Origin of the sequence: Dendronalium phyllosphericum CENA369, from assembly GCF_016056275.1 — a bacterium.
GTDB lineage: Bacteria > Cyanobacteriota > Cyanobacteriia > Cyanobacteriales > Nostocaceae > Dendronalium > Dendronalium phyllosphericum.
The window spans coordinates 1-16918 of record NZ_JAECZA010000090.1 but is presented as its reverse complement, the minus strand read 5'-3'; the positions used below and the strand labels follow the sequence as shown (position 1 = coordinate 16918).

At 40.4% G+C, this 16918-nt stretch carries 14 protein-coding genes and 2 pseudogenes; 7 read left to right on the top strand and 9 right to left on the bottom strand.

The window, feature by feature from the left end; all coding sequences use genetic code 11:
- Positions 1 to 137: 137 nt before the first annotated feature.
- Positions 138 to 1262 carry a site-2 protease family protein gene (locus I8752_RS18205; RefSeq protein WP_214433718.1) on the top strand — a complete coding sequence of 375 codons (1125 nt, stop codon included), beginning with the start codon at positions 138 to 140 and terminating at the stop codon, positions 1260 to 1262.
- Positions 1263 to 1645: 383 nt separating this feature from the next.
- Positions 1646 to 2788, top strand: coding sequence for a BMP family ABC transporter substrate-binding protein (locus I8752_RS18200; RefSeq protein WP_214433717.1), 1143 nt, complete (start codon positions 1646 to 1648; stop codon positions 2786 to 2788).
- Here I8752_RS18200 and I8752_RS18195 read toward each other — a convergent pair.
- A complete protein-coding gene (locus I8752_RS18195) occupies positions 2785 to 3276 on the bottom strand; it encodes a hypothetical protein (RefSeq protein WP_214433721.1) in 492 nt (163 codons plus the stop codon). The genes I8752_RS18200 and I8752_RS18195 overlap by 4 nt on opposite strands.
- A gap of 387 nt (positions 3277 to 3663) precedes the next feature.
- Here I8752_RS18195 and I8752_RS18190 point away from each other — a divergent pair, with 387 nt between their 5' ends.
- Entirely contained in the window at positions 3664 to 4461 is a 798-nt protein-coding gene (locus tag I8752_RS18190; protein ID WP_214433716.1) for a hypothetical protein, read from the top strand.
- Between the two features lie 45 nt (positions 4462 to 4506).
- Here I8752_RS18190 and I8752_RS38615 read toward each other — a convergent pair whose 3' ends face one another.
- The gene (locus tag I8752_RS38615; protein WP_404827099.1) at positions 4507 to 5031 is read right to left on the bottom strand and encodes a P-loop NTPase family protein; all 525 of its coding nucleotides are present in this window, start codon (positions 5029 to 5031) and stop codon (positions 4507 to 4509) included.
- Between the two features lie 227 nt (positions 5032 to 5258).
- Between I8752_RS38615 and purH the strand changes: the two genes are divergently transcribed.
- Positions 5259 to 6776, top strand: a complete 1518-nt coding sequence (purH, locus tag I8752_RS18180) for a bifunctional phosphoribosylaminoimidazolecarboxamide formyltransferase/IMP cyclohydrolase (RefSeq protein WP_214433715.1) — start codon at positions 5259 to 5261, stop codon at positions 6774 to 6776.
- A gap of 655 nt (positions 6777 to 7431) precedes the next feature.
- On the opposite strand, the pseudogene I8752_RS18175 reads toward purH, so the two are convergent.
- From I8752_RS18175 to I8752_RS18150, 6 genes and pseudogenes are all read right to left on the bottom strand, one after another.
- Positions 7432 to 7917: pseudogene (locus tag I8752_RS18175) on the bottom strand (DUF3891 family protein); the annotation flags it as partial.
- 205 nt (positions 7918 to 8122) lie between these two features.
- Positions 8123 to 8305, bottom strand: a pseudogene (locus tag I8752_RS18170) (DUF3891 family protein); the annotation flags it as partial.
- Positions 8306 to 8732: 427 nt separating this feature from the next.
- A complete protein-coding gene (locus I8752_RS18165) occupies positions 8733 to 9425 on the bottom strand; it encodes a manganese catalase family protein (RefSeq protein ID WP_214433713.1) in 693 nt (230 codons plus the stop codon).
- Positions 9426 to 9682: 257 nt separating this feature from the next.
- Complete coding sequence (locus tag I8752_RS18160; RefSeq protein ID WP_214433712.1) at positions 9683 to 9955, bottom strand: GlsB/YeaQ/YmgE family stress response membrane protein; 273 nt, start codon at positions 9953 to 9955, stop codon at positions 9683 to 9685.
- Between the two features lie 459 nt (positions 9956 to 10414).
- On the bottom strand, positions 10415 to 11797 hold the full coding sequence (hemN, locus tag I8752_RS18155; protein ID WP_214433711.1) for an oxygen-independent coproporphyrinogen III oxidase: 1383 nt from the start codon (positions 11795 to 11797) through the stop codon (positions 10415 to 10417).
- A 156-nt stretch (positions 11798 to 11953) separates the two neighbouring features.
- Entirely contained in the window at positions 11954 to 12634 is a 681-nt protein-coding gene (locus I8752_RS18150) for a biliverdin-producing heme oxygenase (RefSeq protein ID WP_214433710.1), read from the bottom strand.
- 469 nt (positions 12635 to 13103) lie between these two features.
- On the opposite strand from I8752_RS18150, the gene acsF reads away from it, so the two are divergent.
- On the top strand, positions 13104 to 14207 hold the full coding sequence (gene acsF / locus I8752_RS18145) for a magnesium-protoporphyrin IX monomethyl ester (oxidative) cyclase (RefSeq protein ID WP_214433709.1): 1104 nt from the start codon (positions 13104 to 13106) through the stop codon (positions 14205 to 14207).
- Between the two features lie 269 nt (positions 14208 to 14476).
- Here the strand turns inward: acsF and I8752_RS18140 are convergent, their stop codons facing one another.
- Positions 14477 to 15340, bottom strand: coding sequence for an isocitrate lyase/PEP mutase family protein (locus I8752_RS18140; protein ID WP_214433708.1), 864 nt, complete (start codon positions 15338 to 15340; stop codon positions 14477 to 14479).
- A 431-nt stretch (positions 15341 to 15771) separates the two neighbouring features.
- Between I8752_RS18140 and I8752_RS18135 the strand changes: the two genes are divergently transcribed.
- Positions 15772 to 15966: a hypothetical protein gene (locus I8752_RS18135; RefSeq protein ID WP_214433707.1), complete on the top strand. Its 195-nt coding sequence runs from the start codon at positions 15772 to 15774 to the stop codon at positions 15964 to 15966.
- A gap of 192 nt (positions 15967 to 16158) precedes the next feature.
- Entirely contained in the window at positions 16159 to 16716 is a 558-nt protein-coding gene (locus I8752_RS18130; RefSeq protein WP_214433706.1) for a peroxiredoxin, read from the top strand.
- The last annotated feature ends 202 nt before the right edge of the window (positions 16717 to 16918 follow it).

Here is a 16918-nt window from a genome sequence, read left to right as displayed (position 1 = left end):
CTTTTACTAATATCCGCACCTTCACGGGCGGACACTACGACCGCGACAAAGATTAAATTGCCTTAACATTTCGTTACACTAAAGACATTGAGAGCAGCAAAAGTAAATCTCTCGCAATGAAATCAAAGGTGAACGACATGAATGGCACAATTCGCGTTGGTAATCTCTTCGGAATTCCCTTCTATATCCATCCCTCGTGGTTTTTAGTTCTGGGCTTGGTTGCTTGGAGTTATAGCAGTGGGCTAGCAGCGCAATTTCCTCAATTATCTGGAGGATTAGCTTTGCTACTGGGATTGATAACAGCGTTGTCGTTATTTGCCTCTGTCGTCGCCCATGAATTAGGACACAGCTTTGTTGCAATTCGCCAAGGAATTGATGTTAAATCAATCACACTATTTATATTTGGTGGTTTGGCAAGCTTAGAAAAAGAGTCGGAAACTCCAGCTGAGGCATTTTGGGTAGCGATCGCCGGCCCTTTAGTTAGCTTATTATTATGCGGTATCTTTACAGCAATTGGTGTTACCACTGCCGCATCAGGCCCGTTAGCTGCTATTCTCGGTGTTTTAGCTGCTGTTAATTTGGCACTAGCGTTATTTAACTTAATTCCTGGTTTGCCTTTAGATGGTGGTAATATCCTCAAAGCCTTGGTTTGGAAAATTACAGGCAATCCCTATAAAGGTATGACCTTTGCTGGTCGAGTTGGGCAAATCTTCGGTTGGGTGGCTATTGCTTCTGGTTTACTACCGCTACTGTTGTTTGGCAGCTTTGCTAACTTCTGGAACTTGTTAGTCGGTTTCTTCTTATTGCAAAATGCCGGAAATGCGGCTCAATATGCCAGAGTGCAAGAACAACTCACAGGTTTGACAGCAGCAGATGCTGTTACAGCCAACAGTCCAATTGTATCTGCGAATCTTAGCCTGAGAGAGTTTGCCGACGAACAAATAATCAGCGCTCAAGACTGGCGTAAGTTCTTAGTGACAGATAATGAAGGACAATTAGTAGGTGCGATCGCAGTTAATGACTTGCGAACCATTCCTACAACACTGTGGTCAGAAACTCAAGTTAGAGAAGTCATGCGACCCATTGCACAAACCACCACAGTCACATCGGATCGGCCTTTGTCGGAAGTAGTGCAGCTACTCGAACAGCAAAATTTATCCGCGCTGCCTGTGATTCGTGAAAATGGAGTACTAGTTGGAATTTTAGAAAAAGCTGCGATTATCCAACTATTACAAAGAAAATACCAACCTAATCCTGCATAGTTACCAGAAAACGCTCCTTGTGACACCTCCCTCAGCAACTCTGAGGGAGCTTTTTTATTCAGTTGTCAGTTGTAATTTTTATTCCAGCTTCCCAATTATCCAATTTATTGTATTTAAAAATACTTATTTTCAGGTCTGACAGCAGTTTTCAATTATTTGAACCGCAATTTATTGTAGGATGAACGACCCTAACCTACAAGAATGCTCTTACATCGTGGTTTATTTACCTGAAAATAGCCGTAACAAAATTTTTGTATAATATAAGTCATTACTATACTAAATTAACTAATTTTTTCAGTACGCAGGTAGCCTCTAGTTCAAGATATTTTTTGCTACCAGTAAACAGAAAACGCTTTTTGAGAGAGTAGAAGAAATCGATAAATATGGAGCGTCGTAAGTTTCTCAAGTATGCCACTTTAACGGGGTCAGGTTTAGCTTTTGCTAGCTGTACTCAGGGTAGAACTATTAACTCACAAAGTGAGGTATACCCCTCAGTTTCGCCTGTGGCAATTAACGAACCTCTAAAGGTCGGATTCGTTTATGGGGGGCCTGTGGGAGATTTTGGTTGGACTTATGCTCACGATTTAGGTCGTAGAGAAATGGAAGCCAATCTTCAAGATAAAATCAAAACTACCTTTGTAGAAAATGTCAGCGAAGCTGCTGATGCTGAAAGAGTAATTCGCCAACTTGCATTAGATGGCAACAAATTAATTTTTACAACTTCCTTTGGCTACATGGACGCAACAATCAAAGTTGCCAAAGACTTTCCTGATATTTTTTTTGAACACTGCACCGGATACAAGCACACTGCCAATGTCGGTACTTATTTAGGACGTTTTGAAGAAACGCGGTACTTAACTGGCATGATTGCTGGCAAGATGACAAAATCCAATATCATTGGTTTTATTGGTGCATATCCAGTTCCGGAAGTAATTCGAGGTATAGGTGCGTTTGCTCAAGGACTACGAGCAACAAATCCCCAAGCAAAAGTTCGGGTGCTTTGGGTGCAAAGTTGGTACGATCCAAGTGAAGAAAGGGAAGCAGCCCAAGCCTTAGTAAATTTAGGTGCAGATGTGCTAACTCAGCATACTGGCTCTGCTGCTGCTGTGCAACTAGCTGAGGAAAAAGGTATTTATGCTTTTGGCTACAACACTGATATGAGTAAGTTTGGTGCAAAAGCGCATTTAACCTCAGCTATTAATAAGTGGGGCAAATTTTATACAGATCGAGCCTTGGCTGCGATCGATGGTACGTGGAAGTCTCAAGAGGTTTGGGATGGTATTGCTCAAGGAATGGTGGATCTTTCGCCTATGAATCAGGCAATTCCTGGCGATATACAGCAATTAGTGAACGCGAAGCGCGAGGAATTAATTCAAGGTACTGCTCATCCTTTTGATGGCCCGGTGAAAGACCAAAAGGGCGTGGTGCGAGTACCAAAAGGTAAAGTGTTAGATGATAAAGGACAATTGGCAATGGATTGGTATGTTGAGGGAATTGAAGCAGCAATTCCCCAAAAGAAATCTTAATGTGTATGACTGTGGCTTTTTAATGAAGCTTCGTTAGAGGTTTTCTGCAAATTTTTGGGCTGTGTAATTGCTAAATACTGAGCAGCCATTTCTGGTGTAAGTAGTTCTAACATAATTTTGTTTTCTAACCAAAACTCAATCACTTCAAATGAAGAGTTACGGTTACAACGCAATACTCTCCAACCTTCCCTTTTTCCAATTTGCTCGATTTTTTCCGGAGTAGAAGAGACAGAAATAGCTGCATGAGTAGCTGTAAACCCAGAAGAAATATCGGCCTCAACAAAAGTACACGGCTGATTTTCTTTTCCAGGTATCAACTCAGTTTTTAAAGGATAAACTTCAATTCCAGTGCCGTATTCGTCAAAAGCGAAAACCATATAACTGCCTGGATTAGGAGGAAAGGGAAAAGCTTGTCCATTCAAGACTTCAGCCAAAACCTGGGCAACGTGCTGGGGGTTTTGAGCAGAAATAGATATGTGATGAATCATACTTATTACCTCACTCCCCATTTGCATAATGGGGTTGATAAACTTCATGCTTTGCGGAAGACTTATACTTTTATTATGAGCTTTATAAATTGTCAGATTATTTTTATTTTTAAAGCATACGGTTTTCTGCAAAGTCACAGAAGAGTTTGAAGCAGAATTATTAAGATAAATATAGAGTTTTAGACCTGATATAGTAACACAGAACAAGAAACTCTTAAGCGTTTGCTTCATCGATAAGATTGTTGCAATTAACGAAAACAAGGATTAGCTTGAAATTTTTCGCTAAACTCCAGTCAGATGGCATATACAGGAGTTTATAGCTTGCACCGACACGAGGTAAGCTTCTATGAAATACTTATCCTGCTAATGTCTTATGGCTAAAGGCAGATGAAACATCTAAAATCCCGTTCCCAAGACCTGCGGAGTTTATTTGAGAACAACATCACAATTGAATATGTAGCAGAACCTCTAAAAGCTGTGTCGGCTGAGGCAGAAGTAATAGAGGTGCTACATTGGATGCAGGTACAGGATTTTGATGTTGTTGGCATTGAAACCGGAGATACTGTCACTGGCTATATTGAACGCTTCAGTTTAATGCAAGCTAAATCTGGTAAATGCAGCGATTATCAACGAGTGTTTCATCCTAAAGAACTTATCGCCATTTCCACTCCTCTAATTAAGTTGCTACCCATCCTGCAACAAACTCCGCGATTATTTGTCTTAGATTGCAATCAAGTAAGTGGGATTGTTACCTGTGGCGACTTGCAGAAAGCACCAGCAAGAATGCTGCTATTTGGTTTGGTGACACTATTAGAAATGAATCTGCTGCGGTTGGTGCGAATTTATTATCCCCAAGATTCTTGGCAAAAAGTCCTCAAACCCGAACGTTTAGAAGTTGCTCAACGTCTATGGCGAGAGAGTCAGCAAAGAAACGAAGCAACAGATTTGTTAGACTACCTTCAGTTTTGTGATAAACGAGAGTTGGTATTAAATCAACCAGAACTTCTCCAACAACTGGAATTGAAATCAAAACGTTTTGGCGAACGCTTCTTAAAATCTGCCGAACAGTTGCGAAACCGATTAGCTCACGCCCAAAATTTAGTTAGTGGTTCCTCCTGGACAGAGTTGATTTCCCTTGCAGAGTCAATGGAAAAGCTATTAATCCGCTGTGAAGACATTGAGTAAATCTGTTGCAAAAGTAGTCAATCGTCAGAAGCTGTTTGTAAATGATTATGAAGTAGTCGAATGAGGTTTTGTCAGACGTTTCAACATCAAACGAATCATGACAGTGTAAATTATGGACTCACTCATTTCTGGTAGAAGTTCATAATCCTTGCTATCTTTACATTTCTTTAGAGACAGCCTCTTATTGCTGGTGATGGTTAATATCCCAGTGGAGCGATCGTTTTCTCTAGCAAGTTTGTCGATAACATCTCGATTAATAACAACTCGCGGACTGAGATACAAAAATAAGAAACCTTGAGACTGCTGCTTTTGCTGTTTAAGAAATTTCATCACAGCAGTAGTTTTACCAATACCTGGATTTCCTTCCAAAGCTAGGACGTTAATTTTACCGACTTGAGCAGAAGTTATACCAGCAAATACTGCTGCCTCGTGTAGTTGTCGCAGAGGAATTGTTGCCTTATCGGGATTGATTTCATGAATAAAATTAGCAATTAGTGTAGTATGATCGCCTCCAAAGAACTCAAGTAATGCGTTGTTGTCTTCAGTAGACAGGCTACTAGAACAGCGCAAATATCATGAAGAATATATTGTCAATTAGATATTATGGAAGAGCAAGAAGAAGAGGAGTAATAGATGTCGCCCTGGTAGAATATCTTGCCATCTGTAGCAACATTAATTGATAAAACTGATGACCAGATAGTTATTAACGCTATTATCCTTAATGGTCTTGAACTGAGCCAAGGCTTATGCAAAACTTGAGATCCTTTGCTTCTAGCCTAATTTTAAGGAATTGATTAATGGCGCGTCTAGCCCTGCTGAGTGTATCTAACAAAACTGGTTTAATTGACCTAGCCCGTAGTTTGGTTGAAGAATTCGATTTTGATTTAATCAGCAGTGGGGGAACAGCCCAAGCACTCAAAGATGCTGGACTCCCAGTTACCAAGGTTGCTGATTATACGAGTTCTCCAGAAATTTTAGGCGGTCGAGTGAAAACGCTGCATCCTCGCATTCATGGCGGGATTTTGGCACGGCGGGATTTTCCCCAAGACATTACAGATTTAGAAAATAACCAAATTCGCCCGATTGATTTAGTGGTAGTAAATCTTTATCCTTTTGAGGAAACTATTGCTACAGAGGTGACATTGGCTGAAGCTGTGGAGCAAATTGATATTGGCGGCCCGGCGATGTTACGGGCAGCAGCGAAAAACTTTGCACATCTAACTGTATTATGCGATCCAGCACAGTATGACGAGTATTTGCAAGAATTACGGCAAAATAACGGTGAAGCATCTTTAGAGTTTCGCCAAAAGGCGGCCTTAAAGGGTTTCTTGCATACTTCTAGCTACGACCAAGCGATCGCATCTTACCTCGCAGGCACAGAAAACTACAATCTTAGTGGCACACAATTACAATCTCTGCGTTATGGCGAAAACCCTCACCAACCCGCGACTTGGTATCAAATTGATACTACGCCAACAGGATGGGCTGCTGCAACGAAACTTCAAGGCAAAGAACTCAGTTACAATAACTTGGTCGATTTAGAAGCTGCACGCCGAATTATTGCAGAATTCACTGATACGCCAGCCGCTACGATTATTAAACATACTAATCCCTGCGGTACAGCATTGGGCAACACGATTGTAGAAGCTTACCAAAAAGCATTTAACGCCGATTCTACTTCTGCCTTTGGTGGTATTGTCGCCTTAAATCGTCCAATTGATGCTGCTACCGCCAGCGAGTTAACTAAGACGTTTTTAGAATGTGTGGTTGCACCTAGTTGTGATGCAGATGCTCAACAAATCCTAGCGAAAAAATCTAACGTGCGGGTTTTGACTCTAGCTGATTTGAGCAGTGGCCCTAAAGATACAGTGAAAGCGATCGCAGGCGGTTTTCTCGTTCAAGCTGCCGATGATATTATTGCCGACACTAGTCAGTGGCAAATTGTTACCGAACGACAACCCACTGCTGATGAATTAGCAGAATTGCTGTTTGCCTGGAAAGTTTGCAAACATGTAAAATCTAATGCCATAGTTGTGACAAGCGATCGCACTACTCTCGGTGTCGGTGCTGGTCAAATGAATCGCGTCGGCTCAGTTAAAATCGCCCTAGAACAAGCCAAAGAAAAAGTCAAAGGGGCAACTCTCGCCAGCGATGGATTTTTTCCCTTTGATGATTCCGTGAAAACCGCAGCAGCAGCAGGAATTACTGCCATCGTCCAACCAGGGGGAAGCTTACGCGATAAAGATTCTATCACTGCTGCTAATGAACTAAGTTTAGTAATGGTGTTAACTGGTGTACGTCACTTTTTACACTGATATCGATCCTGGAAATAGTGCAGTTGATAAAGTGTCACTCATAATACTTGCAATTTCCAAAAATAGGTGATATCCTTTAGTTGTGTGTGAGGAGCAAGTTAAAAATAAAAAGCGTCGAGGGTGGAAACACGGCAACACTCCTGGGCGCTTTTTAATTTTGGTAGAAAAATTGTGGATGAAATTAATAAAAATTTAAGAAATAGTACTTGTCATTTAAAAAAATAGATGGTAATCTCTAATTGTGTGTGAGGAGCAAGTTAAAAGTGAAAAGCGTTTGGGGTGGAAACACGGTAACACTCTCAGGCGCTTTTTAATTTGATGTATAAATGTACGCTTGGTAAAGTGTCACACAATATACTCGATATTCGTTAACACTAGTGATATTCTCGACTTGTGTGAGGAGTAAGTTAAAAGTAAAAAGCGTCTGAGGTGGAAACAAGGCAACACTTCTAGACGCTTTTTGATTTGGCGTACAGAGAGAGAAATCATATCATGTCCGGTTAAAGACTTATCATTTAGACTGACGCGGGGATGCGGGGACGCGGGGATGCGGAGACGCGGGGATGCGGAGACGCGGGGACGCGGAGAATTTTGAATTATAAGTAATTAAGCGAACTTGATATCAAATACATTTTGCAGACAATCAGCAAGCGTTCTAACTCTTAACGAATATCCACTCTAATACTTTAATGGGAGCGTTTTGGAGTGCTTGAGTCAGTTCGTCGTTGCTCTCAAATTTTAGCTGTTCCAGCTTACAAGCTTCGATATTGACTGTAAACCGCTCATTTTCAAACGGCCAAGGTTGGACAGTAACCAAGCCATCACTGCCTTGCTTGAGATCGTAGCGTTGCTCGTCTGGGCCTTCACTAATTTCTAAAAATCTCTCATCTTCAGGTAATTGTTGCATACAAAGGATGAGTGAAAGGCGATCGCACCATTGCATGAATGCATACGCTGCATCTACTTTCTCTTTTTCAATACCCAGTTCCTTACGCCAACTTTGCTGATTTTGCAGTTGTTCGTCTAGAAATCCGTTCATTTCTTTTGACTTACCGCGTTTTGGTTCATTCAAACGGCTCATATGCATTGAAATTAACAGAGCTACCTACCGTCCTCGGTAAAGAGCATTTTTTGTCAAATCTACCAGTGGTTTGATAGCTGACTTTTCCCGTTAAGTCTGGAAACATGGATATAGTAAGGGTTTCAGCCCACAAGTATATTGTCAATAAAAGACGTTTAATGAGAATATAACAACGGGAAAACAGGACTTTTAGGATAGCACTCCTGATCGCGATCACTGTGATAGAAAGATAACGGGAAAAGTCAGGTTTGATAGAGCCTGATGGGCTGAGGGTGAAATCCATAGGCGCTCCCCCTTCAGTTAGATACTTACCTTCCCATTCTTTCTCTAAATCGTCATGATGGGAAATTGCTGCGATCGTTTCATATAAACGTGCTGGAGCATTTTTGCGTTTCCATTGTCCAGCTAACTGAGCGGCTAGCAAAGCATGGGCGCGGTGATAGATAATTTACCAACCATTTTGCGTTGGATTGACAATCACAACGTAAACTCCTAAATCTCAATTGTGATTTTGAAATTTGCCCATCCACACCAATTTAAAATCAATCTAAGTTCAATCTTTGAATTAACTATTATTTGCGCTTTATATATTTATGGTTAGTAATTGGATTCAATCATTAATTGGCAGGTCTGAATATTCTATGCTCAAGATTGCTGAATTCTGCATTTTGAATTATTTTTCAACTCTATCTAATTCTAGCAATCCTAAATGAAGTGAGCCAGACTATAAATGTCGTCTGACTCAGTTTCCTCTCCATCGTTTAGGATCGCAGGTCTTAAAGAGGAGAAATTAAGTTAATTGAAGAGATTTACTTGAAATCTGGCAAAAACATTTATGTTTAGGACAACCTAAACTTTCGCTCAATTGCATTCAATTAAGAATGACTTTCAAGCGGATTGGCTATGTATTTGAATGTTGGCTCAGAATTCCAAGGGCCGCGCTCATCCTTACCATTGCCATTTGTAGATAGGTTGTAATAGAGAGCAACAGTTTCATCAGGCTGAATATTTCCAAAGAATGGATCTGTCAATTTGCCCAGAGAATCTAAAGCCTTCATAAACATCTGAGTGTGAGAAATTTCTCTTGTTAACAGATGCACTAAAGTCTCTTTGGTTCCTTGGTCGGTTGCCAGCTTAATCAATTCTTCGTAAGTCTGACGAGCGCCAGCTTCTGCTGCAATGTTAGCTCTCAAATCGCGTACAACATCTCCACCCTCATTCAAGTAGTTCGCAGTCCAGGCGTTACCTTGACTATCTAGGAAGTGAGGACCTATACCTCTAACAGCAAATAAAGTGCTTTTAAAAGCATCAGTTTGATCTGTGTTCTTAGTGTGAGCTTCAATGAGTTTACCAACCATCTCTAAATGGCTGAATTCCTCAATGGCAATATCTTGCAGCATATCTCGGATTCCAGCATTTTCGACATGAAATGACTGTACCCAATATTGCAGAGCTGCTGATAGTTCTCCGGTTGCCCCACCAAACTGCTCTAGAAGTAACTGAGCAAAACGAGGGTTAGCTTCGCTAACGTTTACAACATGAATCGGCTCTTTTTTGTGAAAAAACATAAAGCGTCACTTCAATGAAATTCAACAACAAATAATGGTCAGAAGGATAAATTGTTCTGCTTTTACTGTGTATTTTGCTCTAAATTACTGACCTAATTTAAAATCCTTCACATAGCATAATTATGCTATTCTCAAAAAAAATTGACATCAAGTAATTTGAATGTCATTTTTTCTTAGTTATGAAACTTTGAGGTTTCTAAAAGTAGATGCATTCCCTAGGCAAGTTGGTTTTTGGCATCTCTGACAACATATTTAAACTAGGCGTTACTACTTCTTCTCAACAATCCCCATAGGTAAATGGCAATAATTGCACCAATTACCGCAATAAAAAGACCAGGAAGAGTTAGTCCAGCAGCAGTAAGTTGCAGAGTCCCTGTTTGCAATAGTGAATACAAGCTACCACCAATGAAAGCACCGACAATACCTAAAACCATTGTCGAAAGGATGCCACCACCTTGATAACCCGGATAAATAGCTTTAGCGATCGCACCAGCCAATAATCCTAATATTACCCAAGCAATGATATTCATACACTTCCTCGAAATCTCATCTGTATTTAGATTAGCAATCCTTCTTCATAAGAATTTCCGCCTGATGAGGGAAATGCTAAAGTCAAAAGGTAGAGAAGAAATTTCGTTATAATTTATAGTTAAACTTTATTTTTTGTTAAAATTATTGCAAATTTATCGTAGACAAATTACTAATTGTCATGTAGTCTTTCATGTTGATAATCTTACTTGAACATCAATATGTAATTCATATTTGAATATTTTTATTATCTATCTTTAGGTATATTTTATAATGATTTGCTTGCAATTAAGTAAGTCGGCGAGAAAAATTCAATGTATGCGAACAAATATAAATTGATGTAGGGTGCGTTGTCGCATAGCACAATGCACCGTAAATCTCTGGCGGTGCGTTAGCCTACGGCATAACACACCCTACGTTTATGTTTCTTAACATGGCTTGAAATATTAATACCGATTTACTCAAATTGCACGAGAGAATTGTTTGTCTCGTGTTTGATAATGTGTATCAAAGACAACGGCAATATTTCTTACCAGTAGTCTGCCGACATCTGTAATCTGGATGTGGTTTTTGGAAACACTAACAAGTCCATCAGCTTCTAGCGGCTGCAATGCCTGTAGTTCGGAAGAGAAATACTCATCGAAATTGATGTGATATTTATTATTAATATCTTGCTTATACAGTTGAAAGTGAGACATAATACCCATGATGACATCTCGTCTGATAATGTCATTTTGTGTCAATTTAATGCCTTTACTAATTGGTAAAATATCTTTAGCAACTGCCTGATAATAATCTTTTAACTGTTTGTAGTTTTGGAAGTATGCATCCTTTAACATACTGATAGATGTCGCACCAAACCCAAATAATTCAGTTTCAGCGTGGGTTGTGTAGCCTTGGAAGTTGCGCTGGAGGGTACGATCGCGTTGGGCGATCGCTAGTTCATCGGTAGATTTCGCAAAATGATCCATCCCAATAAATGCATATTGGCTATTCGTTAATTCCTCAATCGTCATTTTGAGAATTTCTAACTTTTCCTGTGGTTGAGGTAATGCTTCTTGAGGAATATTTTTTTGTGCTGGCTTCAACCACGGGATATAAGCAAAGTTAAAAACAACAATGCGATCGGGGTCTAATTCAACGGTCTTTTTTATTGTCTCCCGAAATGTCTGGAGAGTTTGATAAGGTAAACCATAAATTAAATCTACATTCACACTTTCAAACTTGGCTGCTTTAATCCAATCCATGACATTAAACAGCATTTCTTCCGGCTGGACGCGATTTATTGCTGCTTGTACTTGAGGGTTAAAATCCTGAATGCCAAAACTAATACGGTTAAATCCAATATCTCTCAGAAAAAAAATGTAATCTTTATCGATATAACGGGGATTAATCTCAATCGAAATTTCTGCTTGGGGATCGATGCTGAAGCAGTGAGTTATATTTTTCCATAATAATTCTACTTGGGCGCGCTCCAAGTAATTGGGCGTACCACCACCCCAATGAATCTGAAGCACCTTTCTATCAGTATCAATCGAGGCTGATGTGTTTTTAATTTCTCGAACCAAATTCTCTACATAAGGTTCAGCAATTTTCTTGTTGCTAGAAATTACCGTATTGCACCCGCAGAAGTAGCAAGCACTTTGGCAAAAGGGTATGTGGAAATATAAAGATAGAGGAGATTTTCTTTGGTTTGAAGCGGCGATCGCAGTTTCAAAATCGCTAGCGGTAAATCCTTCGCGTAGCTCTGTAGCGGGTGGATAACTGGTGTATCTAGGCGCTGGAGTATCATACTTTTTGATCGTATCCAGATCGAATTTGACACCAGGTGATAAAAAAACCATTGAGTTGCTTTCCAATAGATGTATGAAGGGTAGGGAGATGGAGAGGCTGGGGGAGATAACTACTAATTCCTGTACAAGAGTGATTAATCACTCTTATACAGACGCAATTAATCACTCTTGTACAGACGCGATTAATCGCGTCTCCTAACTCAGCACTCAAGAGTGAGTCAGGCTATGAAACAATACTTGACCAAAGGCTTTGATTAAATTTCCCTCTAGTTCTTGAGCTATTTGCATATTGAACTGGAAGGCGTTATTAGCTTCTGTAACAATCTGTTCTACCATTACATCATCGATAGGCAGTGCGTTCAGAGCCTGACGATACTTTTCCTTAAATGCTTTTTTGTCAGGAATTTGCTCGAAATTATAAAAAGATGTGCCTTCATAACCAGATAACTTCAAGGCTGACTGAGCAATTTTCTGCAACATTTGACCCCCAGAAAGGTCGCCCATGTAGCGAGTATAGGTATGACCTATCAACATAACAGGTTCGCTAGCAGACAATTCTTGAATCCGAGCAATGTAGGCTTGAGCAGCTTTTGAAGGGGTAATTTGCTTTCTCCAATCATTCCCATAGTAAAACAGCATATCTTTCTCTAAAGAAGCTTGACGATTCAACTCTGGGAAGTAAATTGCACCAATTACTGGATGCTCTTGATGGCTTGCTATTGCCGCTTCTAATTCGCTATAGATGTAATACAAGTTGCCTAAAAATTTGGCGAAACAGTCCCTATCTACAACCCCTTTGAGAAAACATTTCATGAATCCTACATTTTCTGCTGCTGTGTGAGCTTGTTGCGTGCCAGAACGTAGTTTGCCAGCTAGATCGCTACTCATTGTTGCTTCCTTCATGTTCAAGCGCAAGTATTGGCTATTAAAAAGTCAAAAGTAAAAATTAAAAAGGCAAAAGATTCCTTTGTTTTAACTTTCTAGTCCCTAATCTCGGTCAATGCCAGACTTAGAAAATTGTTATTGTATGTTTATGGAGGATCTGCATCGCTCTATCTAGCAAGTATCACTGCTGATACAGATCCCAACTATTTTTATTTTTTTCTCACAAAATCCATTTAACTATTAATAATTGCATAGTTATAAAGTTATTAATATTTATTTATATTTTAGCCATTAGACGCGATTAATCGCGTCTGTACAACTTCTGCCTCCTCTGCTACCTAAGCCAGACAGCTTAAACCCAAGCTCTGAGGTTATTTCTCTCAAATTGCTTTTCAATAATTTAACTGATGTGTTGCAACAATCATTTATGCTTATATAACTTTAAAAGCATAAAACAATATAAAGGAGTTTCATGGTCAAGTCTCTCGAAACCCCAGAACCTCAATTGCTGAAGCCAGGTATTAAAGCGCCTGTTCGGGAAACTTTGTTAACACCTCGGTTTTACACTACTGACTTCGAGGCTGTGGCGAATTTAGATATTTCGGTAAATGAGACTGAGTTACGGGCGGTTATTGAAGAGTTACGTGCTGACTATAACCGCCATCACTTCGTGCGCGATGAAGAATTTCAGCAGAATTGGGATGGTATTACTGGAGAAAAGCGCCGGGCTTTTATTGATTTCTTAGAACGTTCTTGCACTTCAGAGTTTTCTGGGTTTCTTTTGTTCAAAGAGTTATCTCGCCAACTCAAAGATAAAAATCCCCTATTGGCAGATGCCTTTAATTTTTTGGCGCGGGATGAGGCACGTCATGCGGGATTTTTGAATAAGTCAATGGCAGATTTAAATCTCTCCCTAGACTTAAGCTATTTAACCAAAAATCGCACATATACCTTTTTCCCGCCAGAGTGGGTTATTTATACAGTCTATTTATCAGAGAAAATTGGTTACTGGCGCTATATCTTAGTGCATCGTCACATGCAGGCGAATCCAGAATACCAGTTTTATCCGCTCTTCCGCAAATTTGAGAGTTGGTGTCAGGACGAAAACCGACATGGGGATTTCTTTAAAGTACTGCTGCGATGTCTGACGACAAGCCGCAAAGCGTCTACGCAACCGCAATTATGGAACAATTGGACTGCACGGTTGTGGGTGCGTTTCTTCTTGCTAACAGTGTTTGTCACCCACACAATGACAGTATTTGAACGGGCAACATTCTACGAATCTATTGGCATACATCCGCGCAAATACAATAACAAAGTCATTCAAGAGACAAATAACACCTCAGCACGGGCATTTCCCCTGATCTTGAACACCAATGAACCGACATTTTTCTGGCGGCTAGAACAGTGTTCTGAAAACAATCTGAAACTGGCGGAGATTAATAAGAGTAACCGTCCCAAGATTGTGAGGTTCTTCCAAAAAATTCCCCCAATTATCGGAATTATCTGGCATATGTTGCGGCTTTATCTAATTAAGCCCATTGATGCAGAATCAATACGAGAAACAGTTCGCTAGTTGGAAATGAGATACAAGATTGCAAAATTTCTGAAAGCCTCTGTTGACCTACATTTCAGACATGGTGGAATGCAAAGGAGAGTTTGATGTCTGAATACCACTCTCCACAATTCTTAAAACTTGAATTCTATTCAAACAAACTCTTAGACATCTCCAGAAATGATGTAAGGGCATTCGCTCTTAGCATTCTCGTAGAGTACGGCCGTTCGCCCCTACTAAGGGTTTTGGGTAATGCAGAATTGATTTTCACTCCGATGTCTCTTAACTGTTTAAGATTTAAAATCTTGCTCCATTTGCAGATATTTGGGAACGCCGACGAGTTCTTGAAAATCTTTAAAGTTAACTAATTCGGGAAAATTCGCTGTAGTTCCCTGCTCTTTGAGATGACGGAAGCAAGCACTCATCACCTGTGTTGCTGCCAACAGGCCAGTGAGGGGGAAAAAGACAATTTTGAAGCCGAAATTTTGTAACTGGGAGGCAGAAAGTTGGGGAGTTTTGCCGCCTTCAACGATATTAGCTACCAGTGGTACATCTGGAAATGCTGTGGCTATAGTTTGCAGTTCCTCAACAGATTGAGGAGCTTCTACGAATAGTATATCTGCGCCTGCTGCAATGTAAGCTCGACCGCGGGCGATCGCTTCTTCTAAACCCAACGGGCCGCGGGCATCGGTGCGAGCAATAATTACCAAACCACTTTCACCACGCGCCTCTACTGCTGCCCGAATTTTTCCGACATGTTCTGCCATAGAAATCACTCGCTTGCCTTCAAAGTGACCGCACTTTTTCGGGCACTCTTGGTCTTCTAAAAGTACCCCAGCAATTCCTAACGGCACAGCATCTTTAATAGTTCGCATGACATTCAAAGCGTTGCCATAGCCAGTATCCAAATCGGCAATCAGAGGAATATTTACTGACTGAGTAATTCGCCCTACACTGTAGAGCATTTCAGTAGCAGTGAGAAAACCGTAGTCTGGCAAACCCAATGTAGAAGCAGCAATACCAAAACCACTGGTAGCCACTACTTCAAAACCTATTTGTTCGGCCAGCTTGGCACTCAGACAATCATAGACACCAGGAATAACGATAATTTCAGAACGCGCGAGTAACTGCCGCAGTTTTTGTCCAGAAGACATAAAGTAATATATCTATGCAGAAAATCAGGTAACAGTTTGAGGATACAGCGACTTGGTTCATCTTGAATCTGATTCTGGGCAACTGACGATTGTACGCGATTAATCGCGTCTGTGCGATCGCTCTTAACGTTGGCAAAGCGATCGCTTTTGCCTAAACTCCCAGTTATAAAAATGAAATCATAAAAAGATAATGTGGAAATATTCCCTTGTTCTTTCCATCGAGTATCTCTTGAAATATCCAGTATTTTGCTCGATCCCCATTAGGATGTGAACTTAACAAAAATATATCCAGTTAAAGTCAACGTAGTTTTGTATCTCATTCTATAGCAATATGTAAAAATATGATGATTTCGGATATTATCACAACCGAACATGGTGAATAACAACTTTTTTTAACTAGTTTGACAGAATATTGCTGTGGAGTTGTAAACATGTACGACAAAAACGATATAAAAACGATGATTGATGGTATGAGTATCTCCGGTGTACTAGATATACTTTCTCAAGTCTGTTACGAAAAAGCTGAGGATTTAAGAAACGATTGGCAAGACCCTGATACAGCTAGAGAATGGGAGAAAGTCGGCAGGGCTGTAGGAAAAATCAAAATCAAAGCCGACTTATATTAACTAAGTATTGATTAAAAATTTGTAGGCACTAGATAAAGAGGGTAAAGGGGCAGAAACGCTGGGGGAGCTGGGGGAGGCAATTCTTCACTCAGCAACACCAGTCGCAACTCACTTGCAACTTCGGTGACTCAGCACTTTCAAAAGTTTTTAGACAAGGTAAACTTATGTAAAGTTGTATTTTCGATCTTTACGATGATGTTCCGTCGCACTTTTTTGAGCATATTATTTGCCACTTGTCTTACTCTCATTAGTTGGTTGAATTTTGCCCCTCATGCTAGTGCTTTAGGTGGCAAACTTCCTGCAATTAATCAACCCGCACCAGAATTTACTCTGCCAACGAATACAGGTGATGGCAAAATTTCCTTATCTGACTTGCATGGTAAATGGGTGGTTCTCTACTTTTATCCCAAAGACTTTACTGCTGGTTGCACCATCGAAGCTCGTCGTTTTCAGCAAGATTTACCTAAATATTTAGAGAAAAACGCTCAAATTATTGGCGTTAGTGCTGATGATGTTGACTCTCACGCAGAATTTTGTGATTCGGAAGGGCTAAAATTCCCCTTGTTGGCTGATACTACTGGCGCAGTCAGTAAAGCTTACGGTTCTTGGATTGGTTTTGTATCTATGCGCCACAGTTTTATCATCGACCCTCAGGGAATTTTGCGCGAGACATTTGTCAAAGTCAACCCATCGATTCATAGCACAGAGGTGCTAGCACAACTCGCAAAATTACAGTCCTCAGCCTCTTAGAATTCCAGGACGAACAAGACAAGGAAGAATTATTGACAAAGCCTCGTTGTGGCGGGGTGTCGGATGTCGGGTGTGGAAAAGAAATAGCCCCAACAACCGCTATTGACACAAGCCCCGTATGAGTCAAGACGCTTGCGCCCTTCGGAGTTCAAGCTCTGTCCAACGCCGTTTTCCCCTACACCCTACCCCCTACACCCTACCC